This window comes from Methanoregula sp. (assembly GCA_041645435.1).
In the GTDB taxonomy this organism is placed as follows: domain Archaea; phylum Halobacteriota; class Methanomicrobia; order Methanomicrobiales; family Methanospirillaceae; genus Methanoregula.
The window spans coordinates 212840-232436 of sequence record JBAZQB010000005.1; the positions used below are offsets into that span (position 1 = coordinate 212840).

At 39.6% G+C, this 19597-nt stretch carries 18 protein-coding genes; 11 read left to right on the forward strand and 7 right to left on the reverse strand.

What is annotated here, in order from left to right; translation table 11 throughout:
• Window positions 1-220 precede the first annotated feature (220 nt).
• Window positions 221-1075: an FkbM family methyltransferase gene (locus tag WC593_12040; GenBank protein MFA4825872.1), complete on the reverse strand. Its 855-nt coding sequence runs from the start codon at window positions 1073-1075 to the stop codon at window positions 221-223.
• Between the two features lie 291 nt (window positions 1076-1366).
• Here WC593_12040 and WC593_12045 point away from each other — a divergent pair, with 291 nt between their 5' ends.
• The 3 genes from WC593_12045 (at window position 1367) to WC593_12055 (ending at window position 3025) form a co-directional block, all read left to right on the forward strand.
• A complete protein-coding gene (locus WC593_12045) occupies window positions 1367-2020 on the forward strand; it encodes an HAD-IA family hydrolase (protein ID MFA4825873.1) in 654 nt (217 codons plus the stop codon).
• Window positions 2017-2706 (forward strand): cyclase family protein, encoded by a 690-nt coding sequence (locus WC593_12050; GenBank protein ID MFA4825874.1) that lies wholly within the window; start codon window positions 2017-2019, stop codon window positions 2704-2706. Before WC593_12045 ends, WC593_12050 begins: the two co-directional genes overlap by 4 nt.
• A 178-nt stretch (window positions 2707-2884) precedes the next feature.
• Window positions 2885-3025, forward strand: a complete 141-nt coding sequence (locus WC593_12055) for a hypothetical protein (GenBank protein ID MFA4825875.1) — start codon at window positions 2885-2887, stop codon at window positions 3023-3025.
• A gap of 164 nt (window positions 3026-3189) precedes the next feature.
• On the opposite strand, the gene WC593_12060 is transcribed toward WC593_12055, so the two are convergent.
• The 3 genes from WC593_12060 to WC593_12070 form a co-directional block, all read right to left on the reverse strand.
• Window positions 3190-4407, reverse strand: coding sequence for a hypothetical protein (locus WC593_12060; protein ID MFA4825876.1), 1218 nt, complete (start codon window positions 4405-4407; stop codon window positions 3190-3192).
• A 269-nt stretch (window positions 4408-4676) separates the two neighbouring features.
• Complete coding sequence (locus WC593_12065) at window positions 4677-6719, reverse strand: radical SAM protein (protein MFA4825877.1); 2043 nt, start codon at window positions 6717-6719, stop codon at window positions 4677-4679.
• A gap of 1076 nt (window positions 6720-7795) precedes the next feature.
• A complete protein-coding gene (locus tag WC593_12070) occupies window positions 7796-7918 on the reverse strand; it encodes a hypothetical protein (GenBank protein MFA4825878.1) in 123 nt (40 codons plus the stop codon).
• Between the two features lie 453 nt (window positions 7919-8371).
• On the opposite strand from WC593_12070, the gene WC593_12075 reads away from it, so the two are divergent.
• A complete protein-coding gene (locus WC593_12075) occupies window positions 8372-9196 on the forward strand; it encodes a radical SAM protein (GenBank protein ID MFA4825879.1) in 825 nt (274 codons plus the stop codon).
• Window positions 9197-9202: 6 nt separating this feature from the next.
• Here WC593_12075 and WC593_12080 read toward each other — a convergent pair whose 3' ends face one another.
• The 3 genes from WC593_12080 to WC593_12090 are packed head-to-tail and all read right to left on the reverse strand — an operon-like array spanning window position 9203 to window position 11781.
• On the reverse strand, window positions 9203-10420 hold the full coding sequence (locus WC593_12080; GenBank protein MFA4825880.1) for an N-acetyl sugar amidotransferase: 1218 nt from the start codon (window positions 10418-10420) through the stop codon (window positions 9203-9205).
• 9 nt (window positions 10421-10429) lie between these two features.
• On the reverse strand, window positions 10430-11029 hold the full coding sequence (gene hisH / locus WC593_12085; protein MFA4825881.1) for an imidazole glycerol phosphate synthase subunit HisH: 600 nt from the start codon (window positions 11027-11029) through the stop codon (window positions 10430-10432).
• A complete protein-coding gene (locus WC593_12090) occupies window positions 11026-11781 on the reverse strand; it encodes an imidazole glycerol phosphate synthase cyclase subunit (protein ID MFA4825882.1) in 756 nt (251 codons plus the stop codon). Before WC593_12090 ends, hisH begins: the two co-directional genes overlap by 4 nt.
• A 451-nt stretch (window positions 11782-12232) precedes the next feature.
• On the opposite strand from WC593_12090, the gene WC593_12095 reads away from it, so the two are divergent.
• The 7 genes from WC593_12095 (at window position 12233) to WC593_12125 (ending at window position 19595) form a co-directional block, all read left to right on the forward strand.
• Entirely contained in the window at window positions 12233-13378 is a 1146-nt protein-coding gene (locus WC593_12095) for a methyltransferase domain-containing protein (GenBank protein ID MFA4825883.1), read from the forward strand.
• Between the two features lie 156 nt (window positions 13379-13534).
• Complete coding sequence (neuB, locus tag WC593_12100) at window positions 13535-14527, forward strand: N-acetylneuraminate synthase (protein MFA4825884.1); 993 nt, start codon at window positions 13535-13537, stop codon at window positions 14525-14527.
• A complete protein-coding gene (gene neuC, locus WC593_12105) occupies window positions 14524-15666 on the forward strand; it encodes a UDP-N-acetylglucosamine 2-epimerase (GenBank protein ID MFA4825885.1) in 1143 nt (380 codons plus the stop codon). Before neuB ends, neuC begins: the two co-directional genes overlap by 4 nt.
• Window positions 15667-15682: 16 nt before the next feature.
• Window positions 15683-16411 (forward strand): PHP domain-containing protein, encoded by a 729-nt coding sequence (locus tag WC593_12110; GenBank protein ID MFA4825886.1) that lies wholly within the window; start codon window positions 15683-15685, stop codon window positions 16409-16411.
• Window positions 16404-17423, forward strand: coding sequence for an ATP-grasp domain-containing protein (locus tag WC593_12115; protein ID MFA4825887.1), 1020 nt, complete (start codon window positions 16404-16406; stop codon window positions 17421-17423). Before WC593_12110 ends, WC593_12115 begins: the two co-directional genes overlap by 8 nt.
• 8 nt (window positions 17424-17431) lie before the next feature.
• Complete coding sequence (locus WC593_12120) at window positions 17432-18361, forward strand: NAD-dependent epimerase/dehydratase family protein (protein ID MFA4825888.1); 930 nt, start codon at window positions 17432-17434, stop codon at window positions 18359-18361.
• A gap of 133 nt (window positions 18362-18494) precedes the next feature.
• Window positions 18495-19595 (forward strand): DegT/DnrJ/EryC1/StrS family aminotransferase, encoded by a 1101-nt coding sequence (locus WC593_12125; GenBank protein ID MFA4825889.1) that lies wholly within the window; start codon window positions 18495-18497, stop codon window positions 19593-19595.
• The last annotated feature ends 2 nt before the right edge of the window (window positions 19596-19597 follow it).

Sequence of the window (19597 nt, forward strand, 5' to 3'; positions counted from 1 at the left end):
ATATTCCGGTGGTGAGAAAAGGGAAATAATATCCGAGTGGTAAAAATTTTTGCCCAATTTCAGAAATATATCTAATTTTGCGGAATGTTGCTGTGTTGCATAAATTCTCCAACAAACCCAAGATTATGTTTATTCGGTCATCTGTCATCCGATTAAAAACACACCTGTACTCTTAATTAATTTGGAATGTCTCTATGCAATGCTTTTGATCTTGAAAAAATTATTTCTTGGCAAATATACAATTATAAATCGAAGAAAATTTACCTGAATCGAACATTGGGGAATGATTTTTAGAGATTAATGTAAATCCAGACTCATTGAGAATTCCGATAATCTCTGTATTATATTCTTGGTGGTTAAAGTCCAGTTCAATAAGCAGACTCTTTAGATTTTTATCCTTAAGCGTGTGTTTTGCACCGCGAACGATTTTATTCTCGATTCCATCAACATCGATCTTAATATGATTTGGTGGGGGGATGTGGTAATACTTGATGAATTCATCAATCGAAAAACTGATCATACCTTGAGAAAATTTTACATCATACGATTCATCAGCGCATTCAACTGTTTTAGTGACATGCCCAAAATTATTGATCGCACCACCCATTTGTATTGATGACATATTCAGGTATCCCGTTTCTGAAACATCACTGAATGCTAAACAGAATGCCTGAATCTTTTTATCCAATTTGTTATATTCAATATTTTTCTGGAGTAGGAAATAATTGGCAGATGATGGTTCAAATGCAAGAACGGAATTTCCTTTTTTTGCGGCATATAGAGAATAACAACCGATGTTCGCACCAATATCCCACAATATTTCTCCCGTTTTAAAAGAATCGATCCATTCGATTGTTTCGGGTTCTTTCGTCAATAACGTTTCTGCACGCCAAAGGGGTAATTCTCCAAAACAATAGAAAATGATATCCTCATAGTTTGTATGTTGAGAATATAATGGAATTAATTGTTCAACCAAATTGGATAGGATTGTGGTTTTATTTCCTCTCCCCAATAACCAAGAAGAAAATTTTATTGCAGAAATTTGAAATTCAAATAATATCTTTCCAATAGTCATAAAAAATACCGTACTAAAGTATTCATATATCGACACCAGATCATATCAATTTTTTTACACCTTTGTCATATATCTTGTATATTAGAGAATCCAAGATTTTCAATCTGCGAGATAACCACTCCCGGGGAAATTGATATGAATATCGGTAAAACGCAACTTAATATTATTAGCGATCCATCTATTAAAAAAATTGAATCTGGTGACAAAACAATTAAAAAACAGTTTCAGTTTTTTTTTACAAAAAACAAACCTGTTTTTTCACATGAGACTTAGTGCAATAAAAAGGTGATCATGGTACTTAAAACCATAATCCTCGATTTTGATGGCGTTATTCTCGAATCCGTTTCAGTTAAAACCGAGGCATTTCGAGTACTCTTCTCCTTTGTCCCGGAGCATGTTGACGATATAGTGCAGTTCCACAAAGATAATGGGGGTATGTCCCGGTTTGACAAGTTTCAGCATATCTATAAAAATATCCTGCAAGAAGACCTCACACAGAAGAAATTCGAAGAACTTTCAGAAAAATTTGCAGCGATCGTTTTCAAAGAAGTGATCAAAGCACCCTTTGTTCCCGGGGCGCACGAATTCCTGGAAACTTATCATACGAAAATTCCCTTATATGTTGTCTCCGCTACCCCAGAAGAGGAGCTCATACAGATTATCCGTGAAAGGAAAATGTCTCATTACTTCAGAATGGTGTTCGGAGCACCACGAAAAAAATCAGAATGCATCAATGAGATTGTAAAACTCACCGTATCTCCACCAGAATCCGTAATATTTGTTGGGGATGCAAAAAATGACTTTGAGGCAGCACGGGCAGCGGGGGTTCTCTTTATCGGCAGGGTTAAGAAAGGAGACGAAAACCGATTTTCCGGATTAATCGGTGTTGAAGCAGTAATTCCTGACCTGCATGAACTCGCGCGATATATTGAGGTGCACCAATGATCATTTCTATCTCATATCCGCTCACTGCAAAGACCCCGCTCTACCCGAACACTCCGGCACCGGTCATCTCCTCCCTCCGATCTATGGAACTCGGGGACAGTGCGAATACCAGTGCGATCACCTTTTCGACCCATTCCGGAACGCATATAGACGCACCCCGTCATTTCTGTAAGCAGGGGAAAACCATTGCAGATTGTCTCACATTGGATACCACGTTTTTTCCTGCGTATTGTATCAATGTGCCCAAACGGGATAGTGAAGAGATCACCGTAAGTAATCTGGCAGGAAGTATCTCTCAGGTGCAAGATGCAGAGGCAATCCTGATCAGGACCGGCTGGCATACAATACGATCTGATGATCCTGAACGGTATAGTAATGATCATCCATGGGTCTCACCGGAAGTTCCGGCATTCCTCCGGGAAAATTGCCCTCACTTGCGTCTTTTTGGGATTGACCAGATTTCGGTGTCTTCTGTTCTTCATCGGGCTGAAGGACATGCATGTCACCGGAAATTTCTTTGTGAGGAAAAATCGATTCTTTTGTTAGAGGACCTCAATCTTTCGGATTTCCAGATTAAAGGGTCCTTTCGGCTTCATATTTATCCTTTTATGATTGAACATATTGATGGCGTTCCGGTTATTGCGGCTGTGGAAATTAAAAATAGCGTGCCAGAGTTTCTATCCTAACACACAAATTCACTTGGTGGTTACTCTGAAATAGATCCGGATTATCCTGAAGAAGTTGTAGAGTCCCGAAAGTATTTCCTACATCAGAAGTAGAGCCGAAAACAAGCTCAACAATGAAGTTGACCGGAAGAAGATACGGTGGATAATCCGTCAGAAGGAAAAGACAGAATCCTCCGTAGTGATAGCAAAGATCCAAAAATGGTTCCATGCATACAAACGGTTCCGATACGAGTTCAATTCTCTCGATGAATTTATTGTCTGGTACAATAACCGACGTCAGGTAGTCTGGATTTCGATCATCTCGAATCTCCAGAACTAGCGTTCTGGGGAATATTGCCTCAAGAGGCTATCCTCGGTATTGGTATCAAGAGTGTTTGGTTGGTGAGCTGATGAAACGTTCAAGTTCTCTCAAGCAAAGATCTATGAGAAATTATTTCAGGACCGTACAACAGAGCCGATAATTCATTAAAAATTCAAATGCAGTTAAAAATTTTCCTTGATATAATGGGAAAAAAATACCCAGAAAGGGAGCTCTGGTGTTCCTTCTTTTTTTATGTATGAATTCTTATAATCATGATATACAGCATAATCGATTTTCATCTCATCTTCCCAATTTATATTGGAAAGATTATCGATATTAACTGGTTTTTTTCTGAATTCGGATGCACAAGTATCGATAGCTACTGCAAAGAATACTGTTTTTGGAGATCTCTTGGCTATTTCGTCAGTAGTGATGAAGATAATAGATTTCTGATATAATACTGCGAAATTGATGGACAAGCTATCATGGGCAATGACAAACTTTGAGCTCTTTACAAGTCGAGCGGTATTTCCCCGGATTATTGTTCTGCCACCAAAATAATCATCGGCAGTATCATAATTTGATCGGGGGTGAGCGGCAATAATTACGGATAAATCAAATTTCTTTTCCAAGAAATCAAAGAATTTACAGAGTTTTGGATAATATTCATCTGCTGAAATGGGATGATCAATCCCTAAATAATTATAATCTGGATGAAATGGGAGGTATTCATCGAGAAAAACTGCATATTTTCCGGGATATCTGTCCTCTTCCTGAAGTTGTTGCAAATAAATATCATAATCAAGTTGATGTAACCATAATAACTTCGTATTGTTATCGATTGGATAATCGAATTGATCAGTTGCTTTTGTCCCTGATAAGGCTACAATGGTTGCGGATTTGATGCCAAATATCTTATAATATTTTAATAAGATTGCGTTGAAATAATTTCGGTAGATGTCTCCTCTCACAAGTAATAGTGAGATTTTTTTCAACATTTGTTTCAATGAAGGTGGGTTATTTCCCCGAGATTTAACCGGAAGGGGATATAGACATAGTTGTTGCACGAAATATTTAATATTCTTTTTTGAAAGTGTATGATATATGAAAAGCGTTTTAATATTGTAACTATAAAAAAATATCACCAAACAATTTTCGTCTAATGTCGATAAAGATTGAATAATGTCGCGTTTCTTTTCAAATTGACGCAATCCTGAGCAATTGATTGGTTCATTGATTACCAGTGTCTTATAAGCGGTTCCACGCATGTAGGGTGTAATATCCCAGACTTCCACTTTAAAACCTTCACTTAAAAGGGTTTGAATGCCAAATCGCTCATAATCTCTTTTATTAAGGGGCGATTCAATAATTACGATGATGCGTTCGACACTACAATTCATTGATATGTTTTTTATTTAAAAGTATAAATTATGGTTGTATAGACATTTTGGCATCGGGCATTGTCCTAACTGGACATACTTAATTGTTGAATGCAAAAAATTGACTAAGTGATCTTATGATCAACAATGCCTTCCATCATTGCCGGGGTTCTTTTCATGCGCTACATAGTTTCACCCGTCTGGCATGAGATATGCCGTAAAAAAATGTTTTCGAAATGGACGATTTAGAGGCTATACCCACAAAAAGTAGTAAAGAATCATTGCTTGAGTCATGATGCAGGTTTGCATATTTTCCAGAGATCCTGCACCGGGTAGTTGTTCAGCAGTTTGCCAATCGCGAATGTATTATCCGTACCCCAGATTTTTTTCACTTGGATAAAGATATTATCCATTCTTGTAGAGTTATAAAAGATTTGATACTTGATCTTCCTTTTATAAGTTACCAGCGGTTTTGAGTCCGATCCTGCCTCATACCATTGATTAACATCAAACGGAAGGTTAATTAGTTCTTCAGATTTCCATTTATCTTCATTATTAAGAATACCGCCGATATTTCTCGTTGCAATCATCCATTCCACTGCTGAACCAACTGCCTCATCCATTTCATCCGTCAGCGGATGATTTGTAATAATGGGAAGTGTATGGAATGCTAGGTCCAAAGATTCATGAAATTTTTCGAGAATTGCTTTAATGGAATATTTCCGAATGAGGTTCCCTCCAAGTTCACCAGTAAGGAGTTTTTTATAATTTTCTTCCTTTGAATAAAAAGCTTTAATATCTTCAGGACTTTCCCACAATTCTGATTTCACTTCTCCTAAATATTGGAAATACAGATCAGATAATCCAGTTTTACCGCTCTTTATCAAATCCCAGAGGCATAGGAGGGAATCAGACATTAAAGCACCGGATTCGGTGATTAGACGGAATACTACATCATATTGCTTAAGGGAATAGAGCGCCATGATAAAACATAAACCCCGTATTTCACAATATTCCTCAAATGTTATTGTATCAGTCCCGACACAGACCTCCTCAATTTCAAAGCATTTCTGCCGGTCATATTCTCCAAATTGATGTGGTATCAGTCTGAATTTTGTAACCATCTGATGTTTATTTCTAGTCTCTTGGGATGCAATGTCCGTCCCTTTCAATAACATAAGGGTATATGGTACCAGCTTAACATCGTTATTGAGAACAAATTTCATCCCCTCAATAAAGGATTCTTTTGTCTCATAAGGGAGGGGGACAATTAGTTCAGTTCCTGACACCATCCCTCGCTTTTTTATTTCGGTTTGGAGGTTTACATAAACGTCGTGGGGAATGTTTTTTCGTTTAATTGCAGCCAGTGTTTTTAGATTCATTGATTGTAATGAACAGGAAACCTGAATCCTCTTATTTAATTTTTCAGACACTCTCAAGATCCTGTCATAGTTAGTTTTTCCTAGGGTTATATCAAAAGCATTAGGCCAGTCATATTTTTTCCATAATCCACGAATATATTCCGCAATTTCTTCATCGCGTTCATACATACCAAAATTCGAATCGACAATTGAAAGAAGCACGAATGGATTTTTTTGCATACGGACCGCAATATATTCCAGTTCCCGTTTTATTCGTTCAAGATCATAGGTTTTCAGTTTCTTTTGGTCTTTTTCGGTTTGGTTTCCTTCCCAACAGTATGCACACTTAAAAGGGCAACCTCTCGTTGTTTGTATAGAGGGGGAATACTCTCCTGTGAACCATTGATCCATTATACCAGCAATATAAGGCGAAGGGACGATATTCAAATCTTGTATTTGTTCATAATTTCCTTTTACAAGTTCCCCATTTGAAGGATTGATTGACATCATATTTTCATGGGGGACGCTTTTTAATAGATCCAGCGAGACATTCTCGAGAATTTTCTCTAATAAATTAGAAAAAGCAATCTCACCTTCTCCATAACAATAAAAATCTATTTCTGGTCGATTAACCAAATATTCTTTACACTCTTTTAAATCGGTGGGAAATTCAGGCCCCCCAGCAATACAAACAACTGACGGATTAATTTTTTTCGCTTTTTTAAACACTAACCGGTTTATTTCACTATTCCAACAAAAATTAGTTAACCCAACAACATCTGGTTGAATACGTGGAATTTCTTTAAAAATCGCATTTGAATCATCAAATAACTGAATATTTATATCATTTTCAAAACGCGATTGAGAATACGCGGCAATAAGTCCAATACCTAATGGCATGAATGTGTTTTGCCTTCCAATTGTGCGATGATTGAGATAACCCAAAATGACTTTTTTCTCTTTATTTTTCATCTAAAATCTCCAGTTACTATTCTTTTTATTGGTAGTGTAAAAATTAAACAGTAAATTCTGCAACCCCGACTTATATCTATTTTATCCATATAATCAATGACATTTAAACTCATCGAAAAAGATACTGCTCATTGATCGCCCGACGATAACTGAGATCATGAAACAAAGTTGCTGACATGCTTTAGCCAGATCCACTCAACAAGCAATCATTCATAACTACACCGTCTCAAGATTATTAGGTCTTGTCATCGTTCTGATTGATATCAACAACGGTTTTCCTCCTTGACTTTCAAGTTGTGCGATTTGTTTATGTATTTCTGTTTTCTTCTCTGGACTGTCCGTCGTTTCGTTAATTGCAAAAACATAAATTCCTTTGCGTTTGGATTTTGACAACTTTTCTACACGGTTTTTTATCGAGTAGGACTTACGCAGTTCAACCGTTTCGACAATTGATTTTTATTGACATTTCCAAAATAATAAAAATCCTGGATTGTCAAATCCTGATGCATCATCGTATTTTGCCTAACTCCAATTACAGAGCAGTTTTTTCATCATAACCTTTTTTGTAAATCTCAATGTTTTCTTTATCCCGGAGAGAGGAAATAAAATTCCAACAAAGCCGATGATATCGCTTTAATTTAGGATGAATTCTAAATTACTTCAGTGAGGTGACCCTATTCATTCAAATCATCCCAAATACACAAAGTATCAATTAGTCTATATGAGCCAAGACCCCCGCCCCCGCACGCTTTCAGTGCACGAGGTCCCCCCATCCCTTGAGGGTCACTATCAGCCGCCTCGTCGGGGCTTCGCTGGGCAAGGCGACGGTTGAAAGCCTCCGCTAATAATAGGAACTCTTTCAGAAGTCGTGGAGATCACCCTATAGCATTTCGGCAATCCTCATCGAAGATCCGTACTTTCCCCACTTTTTCGAGAGCTCGTGCTGCCAGCTGGTCAAGCGGACTTAACGCATTATAAATACACATAATAGAAAAATAAATAATTACCAAACGTTTTCATTCAGTAAATCTTTTTCATACGAGGTGCCAAAATTCATGATCCATAATGGTAAAGTATTATTCATAATCCATGATTTGTATCAGGAAGACAATCATTTTCCATTGGGTATTGGATATCTGGCAGCAGTTCTCAAGAAAAAAAATGTCGATGTCGATGTATATTGCCAGGATATATTCCATTACACAAATGCAGAATTATCAGAATTTCTTAAAAAGAATGATTATGATTTAATCTGCGTCGGTTTTCTGGCAGCCCGGTTCAAAGAAACCGTTCTGGATCTCTGTACATGTATCAATAAACACAAAAAATCCGCATGGCTGGTTTTAGGAGGACATGGCCCGACACCCATCCCGGAATATGTTCTGGAGCAAACCCATGCAGATGTCATCGTTTTAGGAGAGGGGGAGGAGTCACTCCCCGAGTTGTTGAAATGTAAACTGGAACAGGGAGATCCTGCAAAAATACATGGTATCGCTTATATGGATGAGGGGATTGTGAAAAACACCCAGCGGCGAAAACCAGTACACAATCTGGATTCAATACCCTTCCCCGAATGGTCTTTATTCCCGATAGAACAGTATATTAAAGGCCTAAAATTATTCAGATATAAATCTACGGACCGATGTTTTGGAATGCTCACGAGCCGGGGCTGCATCAACCGGTGCAATTTCTGTTACCGCATGGAAAAGGGGATCCGGTTCAGAAGCGTAAAAAATGTCGTCCAGGAGATCGAGCTGCTGAATGAGCGGTATGGCATCAATTATTTCCTGATGAATGATGAGCTGTTCGTCTATCCCAAAAAGCGGATCTTTGAATTCAAGGATGAACTGGAAAAAACCGGCATAAAAATAAAGTTTATCTGCAATGCCCGGGTTGATGTCTTTGATAAAGAAGTTACCCAGTGTTTGAAAGAGACCGGATGCCAGTTCCTGAATTTCGGCATGGAATCCTCCGACCAAAAGGTTCTCGATCTAATGAATAAGCACACAACTGTGGAAGAAAATATACGGGCCGCTGAAATCGCAAAGAGTGAAAAAATCGGACTTGGATTAAACTTCATATGGGGAAATATCGGGGATACAGCAGAGTCCCTGAAGAACAACACCGCGCTGATAAAAAAATATACCACCTACGATTACATACGTACCATACGGCCGGTAACCCCGTATCCCGGATGTGATCTCTACTATGAGGCGATCAAGAGAGGTTTGCTCGATGGCCCTGATGATTTCTTTAAAAGATTCAAGAATTCGGATCTGTTACTGGTTAATTTTACGGAAATTCCCGAACAAAAATTTTACGAACTACTGTTCGCAGCGAATAAGGACCTGATACTCGATTATTACGAACATACCTCAAAGGATATGGCTGCGGCAAATAAGTTAATCGATGATTTTTACCGGTTGTACTTCAAAGGAGAGAATTCCTTTCGTGGGGCACGGCATTATAAAAAATAATTATTTTTATGATTGTGTTTCCCAGATCTTATTCTTCAGTTCCCATTTGCCGTTTTTATGGTTCCAGATATGCGGGGGTCGTGCCTGGTCTATAATTTCAGTGAACCGTTTCTCGTCAATTCCCATGTAGTTCAGACAGTCATTAAGGTACAACCGGGGGAACTCCCCATCGAACCGCTTTACCAGGCGGACCCCGTCATCACGGGTGATGTCGCCATTCCGGATCTCCTGGCATGAGTCATAGGTAGCTCTCCCAATCCCGAATTTTATGTACGCCGTATAATAGTGGAGCCAGTCAATCTTATCGTCAATGGAACTATATTTACTGTAACTTCCTTCAGTTCTGAAATCATTCGGTAAAAAGTCGCTATTTTCAACTGAATAATAATAGGTTTCCTGAGGGTGCCATGGGATATAATATCCCAGATAATGGACTTCAGTTCCAACCGTGTCCAGCCGCGAGGGTTCAACGGGGAGGTATGCTTCGAGATCCGAGAGGGATAACTGGTATTGCTTCATCAGGTCTTTGGCATTGACACCGCCAAGGTATATCTGATCGAGTTCGTACTCCATGGAAAAATAGGAAGAATCCCGTTTTGCACTCTGGTTGTCAACCGTGGGATTTCCATATTCTGCTTCGTTTTCACCGAAAACCACCAGCGGGACATCCAGCTGGATCGATAATTTCGGTGCCAGGTTCTTTTGCCCGATAATGAAGGGCTGGAACGGGTGAACGAGGTTCTCAAAGGCTAGTTTTGTCAAAAGACGATGTACTTTTTGGTTGGGCCAGTAGGAATAATTGGCATAACCGGAATTCAGCCATGCATCAAAGTTCCTTCTTCCCACCCGGGTATACAGATGGGGCGGCCATGTAATGAGGATCGGGTGCATGTTGTATTTGTGCTTCAGCATGTGCGCTGCCATGACACTGTCTTTGCCGCCGCTCCCCGGGACCACCACATCATAGCGCCCGTCGTTTCTCCGGAACCTGTCGCAGAGCTCCTGGAGATCCTGCTCGCGTTTTTCAAAATCGATGGTCTTTTTCTTCACTGCGTACCGGCAGGCTTCGCAAACGCCATCATCATCAAATGCGATCGGCCTCTTCTTATCCCCGGGTTTATTCTTAAATTCTATCGATGATGACGGCCTCTGATTGCTCATCGTGCACTTTTTACAGAATTTTACCTCAAGTGGTAAACCATACATCCCCAAATTGTCTGTCATTTCCACTACCTACAGAGAAAGAAAATTTTTTATCAACCGGATTCCGGAATTGCGACTTTTTTCTGGATGGAACTGGACCCCAAATACAGAGCCCTTCTGTATAAGCGATACATATTTATGATCACAATAATTCGTAAGTGCTATAACATCTGTAAAATTTACGACTTCATATGAGTGCATGAAATAAAAATTGTCATGGGTGGTCAACCCGTCGAGTAATGGTGAAGATTTCAATATCTCAAGATTCCCCCATCCAAGATGAGGCACTTTTCCCTTGACCTCCATCTTTTTTACTTCAGCGTCGATAATTCCAAGTCCCCGTGTCTCGCCCCCCTCAAACCCAAGTTTGCAGAGAATCTGCATGCCCAGACAAATTCCTAATGTCGGTTTTGATCGGATATTTTCAACAAGAACATCCTGCAAGGGATGGATATGTTCCATCGCATCCCTGAAATTCCCTACCCCGGGAAGAACTATTTTATCTATATGGTCAAAATCGGATCCATTACAGATAATATTAACTGAGGCTCCGGATACTTCTAAAGCATTTTTCACACTAGCCTGATTCCCCGATCGTCCATAATCCAGCAATCCCACAACCGGCTTCATATTGCCACCTTGATTCCATTGTTATGAAGATATTCCTTGATTTCATTGATGGTGGTTATATTGTAATGAAGTAGTGAACCAATTGCGACTGCGTCAGGTTTCGCAGTTTGAATCATCTTTTTAATGTCATTAAGGGACCCGGCTCCGCTTGCTGCTATCACCGGTATCGTCAGCTCAGATACAACTTCCTTAATTAATTCAATGTCAAATCCGGCTTTTCTTCCATCTCGGTCCACGGAACTGAGGATAATTTCACCCGCACCAAGATCCTCTGCGGTTTTTACCCACTCAAACACATCCTTACTACTACGGATACGTCCGCAATCACTATAGCACTCCCACCAGTCCTGCCATTTTTTCGCTTCAACTTGGACCACAACTGCTTGTGATCCAAAAACCTTGGCAGCTCGTTCAATTATCTTCGGGTCTTCCTGAAGAGCGTAAGTATTAATTACAACTTTATCTACACCGTTGTGAAGCAAAAGGGAAAAATCCTCGATTGTTTTAACCCCTCCCCCGGCTGCAAACGGGATAAAAAGATTTTTTGCAGTAGCTAAAATTATTTTCGACAGTATAGGTCTGCGATATAAACTTGAAACAATATCGATATAGATGATTTCATCAGCGCCTTGAGTATAATATTTGAGGGCCATTTCTTCAGGTTTGCCCATTTTACGTAATCCTTCAAAATGGACAGGCTTTACAACATATGGCGGTTTTACGTCAAGACGTGCAATAACGCGTATTTTCATTTTACACCCCACATCGTGCATAATATAAGAGTTTTGAAATTAATATATCATGCTGTGTTGAACAAATCGCAGAAGTGGGATGCACTGTTTCATCACCATTTCGCGTTCAGAACAATCAACCAATCAATCCCTTTATCCTGCTTAATGATTTTATGATAGAACAGAAATTTTATCCGGACTTCGCAAATTATGCTTTCGAGAGGACTGGCTCGAATGGTTTACCCGAACGCTCGCTTCATCCAAGAAAAAAACGATCTTCATCGCTCCAGTATTACGATAAAGATTTTTTGTCCTCACAAATGGATAAACCGAAGCGGAGAGGAGCGCGATCTTATTTATATGCAACACAGTATCTAATGCCACTTTTTTCCGATTCCCCCTTGGGCAAAGAGTGACTCCTTTCTTGCAAAGTAATTTAATTGCATATATTGAAATCTATTGGATCAGTCTTATGGATTTGTTTGTCGGAGAATTACCAGTATGGAAAGGTGTCCAGAATAAACCTGGCTTTGAGACATTACCTTTTATTTTCACTACCGAACTGGGAATAATCCGGCTAAAACTTCCTGAAAAGGAAGTTACCCAAATCTCTGATAATTATGGAAAAGCTACGTATACTTTTATTTCATCCCCTCCGGGGACCTCTGCGTGGGGCAATCGCCTCGGAGCATTTTATTTTAATTTTTTGAAAAACTGGGTGGGTGACCTTGATCAAAAAGATGTTCTTGAAATCGGATCGGGAACTCTTTACATAGGTAATCGGTTAATCAACGAACTGGATGCCCGGAGTTTTTACGCTTGCGATCCAGCCCTCCATACCTCATGTAAAAACCCCAAAATCACGGTCTGTAACGATTACTTTTCTTATGACGCTATTTCATCACACAAAAAAACATTTGATCTCATTGTTTCAATAAATAATATTGAGCACATTCCGGATTTATCACAATATCTTAATGATGTGCGGAGGTTTTTATTACCCGTTGAGGGCCATTTTTTTATCATCCTTCCTGATTGCTACAGGGGTTTTAAAACCGGGGATCTGGGAATCTGCGTACATGAGCATATGTCGTATTTTACCCCGGAATCATTGAAATTTCTTTTATGCACTCATGGATTTGAGATTGAAAAAATCCATAGCTGTGAGGATACGTTATTTGTTCTTGCACGACCGTCAAAATCGGTAAACCGTTATCAGGAAATGGAATATGACCCCTTGAAAGAACCAGAAAACCTTCTGAAGTGCTTTGGAGAACACCTCGAGGATAATCTAGTTTTTTTTAGCAATCTGCTTTCCGAAAGGAGACCTAAAGGTCCGATCGCAATCCATGGATGTTGTGTGGCGCTGAATAATATCTTGTTTTTAAGGCCCCTTTATGAGAGTAATGGAATTTTTTTGTTTGATGGTGACACCAATAAGACAGGAAAATTCTTGCCAGTTTTTGATAAACAGATTATTTCAAGTGATGATAATCAATATCATGAGATGAAGACCGTTATCATCGCAGCGTTAACATTTTATTCAGAAATTTCACGGGATATCAAAGCCCTTCATAATATTGCTCCTGAAAATATATTCCCTATGACCCCCTTGTGATAATTATTCTTATTTATAAAAAGGCACATAAATAAAAAAAATGTTTTCCATGAAGGTTTATGTGTTCAAATTATAGATACATAGTGAAACGGGGGAGTAATAATTCCTTTTAGGATCGGTAATAAAAAAATTGGAGATAAAAATCCGTGTTTTATTATAGCGGAAGCCGGGGTTAATCATAATGGAGATTTCAGGCTTGCAAAGAAAATGATCGATACAGCACATAATGCCGGTGCAGATGCAGTCAAATTTCAGACATTTCATTCAGATTCTGTGGTTATACCCCACGCTTCAAAAGCAGAATACCAGAAAGAAAACACGCCTATTGGTGAAACTCAACTGGATATGATTAAAAAATTTGAACTTTCCGATAATGAGTTCCGGTTATTGGCCCGGTACGCAGAGAAAAAAAAAATCTTTTTTTTATCAACACCTTTCGATCATTCCAGTGTAGATCTTCTTGACAATCTCAACATCCCCGCATTCAAGATACCCTCAGGAGAAATAACGAATATTCCATTATTGAAACATATTGCTCTGAAACATAAACCGGTAATCATATCAACAGGAATGGCGAATCTAGGAGAGATTGAGCAGGCCATTTCTATATTCGGTAGAAATGGCAAAAACCAGATTGCACTCCTCCATTGTGTGACAAGTTATCCGGCACAATATCACGACCTGAATCTTAATGTGATCCACACCCTGAGATCATCATTTAAGCTTCCTGTCGGTTTTTCCGACCATTCTCCTGGAACAATAGCATCCTTTGCTGCAGTTGCTATGGGAGCAACAATTATCGAAAAACACTTTACCTTGGATAAAACACTCCCCGGACCTGATCATGCAGCATCTCTTCAAGAGGATGAATTAAAAGAACTTGTTCAGGGTATCCGGCAGATTGAATCTGCTCGTGGGGATGGAATCAAAAGACTCTCTCTCGAAGAAGAAAAAATCAAACTTGTGGCAAGAAGGAGCGTCGTTTCCACAGCCTCAATTCCCAAAGGATGTAGCATTACGGCAGATATGATTGCTTGTAAGCGTCCGGGAACGGGAATATCACCACAATATTATCCGGATATTGAGGGGAGAATAGCAAAAATCTTGATTCACAAGGACACGCTTCTGACATGGGACATGGTTGAATGAAACGAAAAATCCTCTACATATCAGGAACCCGGGCGGATTATGGATTCATGGAACCGGTTCTGAAAAAGATTCAAACCCATTCGGATCTTGAGATCGAAATTATTATTACTGGAATGCACCTGATGCAGGATTTTGGGTTCACCGGTGAAGAGATTACACAAAACTCATTCAGGGTTCATGAGATTGAAGCTGTGTTTGATAACACGCCAGAATCCGTCCTAAAATTTATGGCATCGTTCTTCCAAAAAACTCCTCACATTATTCGACAGATTAAACCGGATATTATTCTTGTTGCAGGAGACAGGGCAGAGATGCTTGCAGGTGCGATTATTGCCTCATATATGTCCATACCTCTCGCACATGTAAGCGGTGGCGACGTCACTTCGACAATTGATGAACATATCCGGCATTCAATTACAAAACTGGCACAGATTCATTTCCCATATACCCCCAAAAGTGCCGAACGGATTTTTAAGATGGGTGAAGATCGCTGGCGCATCCATATGGTAGGTTCTCCCGGTGTTTACCACATGCTCCATCAAGAGTTAGCAACAAAAAATGAGCTTGCAAAAAAATATAATTTGGATCTGAGCCGCCCATATATCCTCATGATCCAGCACCCGGTTACTCTTGAATCTGATGCAGCTTCCGAACAGATCCGGAAAACACTATCTGCTATTGCCGATCTTGACATCCAGACAATCTTGGTTTACCCAAATGCCGATGTCGGGGGATTGCAGATGATCAACGTAATTGAGGAATATGCTGCAAATCCAAATATCCGGACATTTAAATCAATCCCATCAAAGGATTTCTTCAGTCTTATGAAATATGCGGGGGCAATGGTTGGAAATTCTAGCAGCGGTATAGTTGAGGCCCCCTCATACCATCTCCCGGTGATCAATATCGGTTCACGGCAGGCAGGGCGGGAAAGGGGTAAAAATGTGCTTGATGTCGGTTGCGACAGCCAAAAGATCCTGCAGGCAATAAAAAAAGCCCTTTTTGATGAAAAATTCAGGAGCCTTATACAAAAGAGTAAAAATCCCTATGATAATGGAGATGCTGCATTAAAAATCGCTAATGTTCTGGCATCAGTGGTTATTGACAAGAGATTATTGCAGAAACAACTGAGATACTAACGCAAATTGTGAGTTCATGAAGCCGCGGTTATTGAGATTTAATGAGATCAACAAGGAAATTCCACTCTGGGACTTTCACATTCATACCACAATTACCGATGGCACTTCATCGATCGAGGAATTCATCCAGACCGGCATTAACCGTGGATTACAGGAAATTGCCTTTACAGAACATGTCCGTAAAACGTCTGAATGGTATCCGGAGTTCATTGAAAAAATAGAAGCCTTACGCGAAGTGTATAAGCATAAAATCATTATTTTTCATGGTATCGAGGCAAAAGTCCTCAACAGCGATGGAGATCTTGATGCATCGGATGAGATGCTCGATACCGCCGAACTGGTGCTGGGATCAGTCCACCGTTTTCCGGGATTTGACAACGTTCCTACAGTTTCAAATTATCATCTGGCAGAAGAAGAGTTCGCAAAAACCGAATTCGGACTCGCAAAAGCGATCCTTAAAAATCCTGATGTAGATGTTCTTGCTCATCCCGGGGGCATGTTCATACGGAAATTCAGGAAAAATGTTCCGACAGGAGTAATGGAGGAACTGATCGAGCTTGTAAACAGGTACGATAAAGCAATCGAGATAAATAGTTCATATCTCAAAGATATTAGTCTTAATGCAGAACCATTCTTACGAATGAATCCACTCATTTCTCTGGGTTCGGATGCTCATAATAAAGACGAACTGGGTAATATTATCCAGTTTATGAAAAAGATAATTGAAACGGGATATCATGATTAACGTTCTTATTACAGGAACTGGCGGGGGAGTTGGTCAAAGTATTTTTAAGGCTCTTAAACTATCCCGGCTTTCATTGAGAATTATTACAACAGATATGCACCCGATGGGTGTAGGCATTTATCGTGGAGACCAAGGGTATATTGTTCCTGCTGCAAACAACGCAGGATATGTCGATGTAATAATAAAAATATGCAACCGTGAAAAAATTGACATAGTTTTTGTAGGTTCGGATCCGGAACTTCCTGTTTTTGCCGAGAATAAAACCCGTATCGAAAAGGAAACTGATGCGAAAGTGGTGATAAGTTCTCCAGAAAAAATTAAAATTGGAAACGATAAATGGGAGACATATCTGTTTTTAAAGAGTTGTGGTTTGGCCTATCCGGAATCAGTCCTTCCTGAAAACCGAAACGAAATTATTGAAAAAACAGGGTTTCCCGTGCTCATTAAGCCACGAGGAGGTTCGGCATCAAAAGATGTGTACATCGTCAATAACCGCGAAGAATTGGAAGTCTTTGTGAAACGAGTAAATAATCCCATTATCCAGGAATACCTGATACCGGAAGACGAAGAATACACTTCAGGTGTTGTAATGTTCGAAGGGGATCTCTTAGGTACGTTCACGATGAAGCGGGAGATCAAAGGAGGGAATACCTACCGTGGTATCATTGACTCATTTGATGAGATCAGGACTGCAGTTGAGGAGGTTGCAAAAAAGTATAACCCGTTTGGACCCTCCAATATCCAGATGCGGTTGACGGAAAAGGGGCCGGTTACTTTTGAAATAAACCCTAGGTTTTCTGGCACAACAGGAATCAGGGCCTTTTATCATTTCAATGAGCCTGAAGCTGTAATAAACTATATCCTATATAATAAAAAAGAACCAATGACTCATAAAAATGGTATTGTGATGAGGTACATGAATGAAGTCTATGCTTCGTCTGATGAGTACAACCATCTCAAACAAACGGGAAAAATTGAGCGATCAAAATCGCAGACTATAGATTACTTTTAGGTAATTCTATGTTGTTTCAGGAAAAAAAAACAGATCTGAAAAAGATACGGGAAAAAACAATCCTTATCACAGGAGGAACCGGTTTTATCGGGAATCATCTGGTCCATGAATTATTACACTCGTGTAATGTACTTGTCATCTCAAGACAGAAAAAAATCCCTCATATCACAACAGTAAATGCTGACATTACTGATATCAGTGTGTTGCAGAATTCACTAAAAAAAATTGATATTGATCTCGTATTTCACATGGCCGGAAGTACGAATTCACCCCATCATACAAAAGATCCCAACTTTTTTTCTATAAACGCTATCGGTACAAAAAATGTCCTTGAATTGTGCCGGCAAAAAAATATAGAGCAGATGGTATATAGTTCAACTATGGAAGTATTTGGTGATCCACTCTACACCCCCGTTGATGAAAAACACCCAAAACTTCCCAATACGAATTACGGCGTGTCAAAATGGATGGGGGAGGAGTACTGTAGGCAGTACCTGTCGGCTTATGGAATATGTTCGACCATTTTACGATACTCGTATGTCTATGGACCAGGACTCCCCCCCTACCGAGTAATCTCCCGGTTTATTAAAAATGCTCTTGATAATAAACCCCTGCTTTTGAATAATGAAGGGAAGGATATCAATGACTATATTTATGTAGGGGATATAGTTTCAGCGAATATTCTGGCTGTAACGCACGCAAAAGCCAAGAATAATAATTTTAACATTGGTTCGGGGACACCTACTTCAGTGGTGGATCTGGCAAATACCGTTATTAAATTGATTGGAAAAGGAAAAACAGAAACGATTTCAGGTATGATTCAACCGGCCAAAAACTTTGTTTTTAATATCTCCAAGGCACAGAATCTGATGAAATATAACCCGGTGTATTCTTTGAGTGCAGGAATTAAAGAACAAATAAATGATATAATTACGTAAAGGTACCAATTTGTTTTGGAATTACTACCTTTATTTAATTCAGGATAATTCGGAGTCATGGGTTATTTATTCAGTCAATAATTCCTGAAGATGGAAGGTGTTTACAGTGAATTGGAAAATACCGCTCTTTAAAATGTATTGGGATGAGGATGACATATCACTGGTGAATAATGCAATACGATCCGGTATGAATTGGGCTGCTGGCCCGCTTATTTCGGAATTTGAACAAAAAATTGCAGAATACATAGGATCAAAATATTGCCTCACGTTTAATTCCGGGACCTCCGCATTACATGCAGCACTCCTTGCCCATGGTATAAAACCCAACGATGAAGTGATTGTTCCTTCCTTTACCTTTATCGCTACTGCCAATGTACCCCAGTTTGTCGGCGCTAAACCGGTCTTTGCGGATATCGAGCGAGAAACATTCGGACTCTCTCCGGAAAGTGTAGAAGAAAAAATTTCTAAAAAAACCCGTGCGATCCTTCCGGTTCACTATGGTGGATGCCCCTGTAAAATAAAGGAACTCAGGGAGATTGCTGATGAACACGATATTCTTCTTATTGAAGACGCAGCAGAGGCGTTTGGTGCGGATATTGATGGGAAGATGATCGGTACATTTGGCGATTCAGCAATGATGAGTTTTTGCCAGAACAAAATCATCACCACGGGAGAAAGCGGAGCAATGGTTACGGATTCAAGAGATCTCTATGAGAAGATGAAACTGATTCGGTCCCATGGCCGGCTTGAAACTGCAGATTATTTCTCCACTACGGCAACCATGGATTATATTTCACTTGGATATAACTTCAGGATCTCAAATATTACCGCAGCGCTTGGGTTGGCCCAGATGAAAAAAGTTGATGCACTCATTGCCATGCGCAGGGCAGATGCCTCGTATTACAGAGATCAACTGCAGAAAAAGGTACCCGTATGCAAAATTATCGAATCACCTCTCCACTACCACTCAGTTTACCAGTTATTTTCTATTTTGGTCGAAAAACGGGATGAGCTGATACATTACCTGGAAAAACAGGGAATTATGACAAAAGTCTATTTCTCCCCGGTCCACCAGACTCATTTTTATAAAAATGTCCTGAAATACCAGGATATTTTGCCGGTTACCGAACAGGTTGCCAGTGAGATCATCAGCCTGCCGTTCTACCCGGGAATTACGCGAGGGGAAATTAATTATGTCATTAATGAGATTGAGAAATTCTATGGGGGTAATTGAGG

Coding starts and splice junctions, on each gene's coding strand:
- WC593_12040 (MFA4825872.1), bottom strand. CDS start 1,075: ATGACTATTGGAAAGATATTATTTGAATTTCAAATTTCTGCAATAAAA.
- WC593_12045 (MFA4825873.1), top strand. CDS start 1,367: ATGGTACTTAAAACCATAATCCTCGATTTTGATGGCGTTATTCTCGAA.
- WC593_12050 (MFA4825874.1), top strand. CDS start 2,017: ATGATCATTTCTATCTCATATCCGCTCACTGCAAAGACCCCGCTCTAC.
- WC593_12060 (MFA4825876.1), bottom strand. CDS start 4,407: ATGAATTGTAGTGTCGAACGCATCATCGTAATTATTGAATCGCCCCTT.
- WC593_12065 (MFA4825877.1), bottom strand. CDS start 6,719: ATGAAAAATAAAGAGAAAAAAGTCATTTTGGGTTATCTCAATCATCGC.
- WC593_12070 (MFA4825878.1), bottom strand. CDS start 7,918: ATGGAATATATCCTGGCAATATACATCGACATCGACATTTTTTTTCTT.
- WC593_12075 (MFA4825879.1), top strand. CDS start 8,372: ATGCTCACGAGCCGGGGCTGCATCAACCGGTGCAATTTCTGTTACCGC.
- WC593_12080 (MFA4825880.1), bottom strand. CDS start 10,420: ATGACAGACAATTTGGGGATGTATGGTTTACCACTTGAGGTAAAATTC.
- hisH (MFA4825881.1), bottom strand. CDS start 11,029: ATGAAGCCGGTTGTGGGATTGCTGGATTATGGACGATCGGGGAATCAG.
- WC593_12090 (MFA4825882.1), bottom strand. CDS start 11,781: ATGAAAATACGCGTTATTGCACGTCTTGACGTAAAACCGCCATATGTT.
- WC593_12095 (MFA4825883.1), top strand. CDS start 12,233: ATGGATTTGTTTGTCGGAGAATTACCAGTATGGAAAGGTGTCCAGAAT.
- neuC (MFA4825885.1), top strand. CDS start 14,524: ATGAAACGAAAAATCCTCTACATATCAGGAACCCGGGCGGATTATGGA.
- WC593_12110 (MFA4825886.1), top strand. CDS start 15,683: ATGAAGCCGCGGTTATTGAGATTTAATGAGATCAACAAGGAAATTCCA.
- WC593_12115 (MFA4825887.1), top strand. CDS start 16,404: ATGATTAACGTTCTTATTACAGGAACTGGCGGGGGAGTTGGTCAAAGT.
- WC593_12120 (MFA4825888.1), top strand. CDS start 17,432: ATGTTGTTTCAGGAAAAAAAAACAGATCTGAAAAAGATACGGGAAAAA.
- WC593_12125 (MFA4825889.1), top strand. CDS start 18,495: ATGTATTGGGATGAGGATGACATATCACTGGTGAATAATGCAATACGA.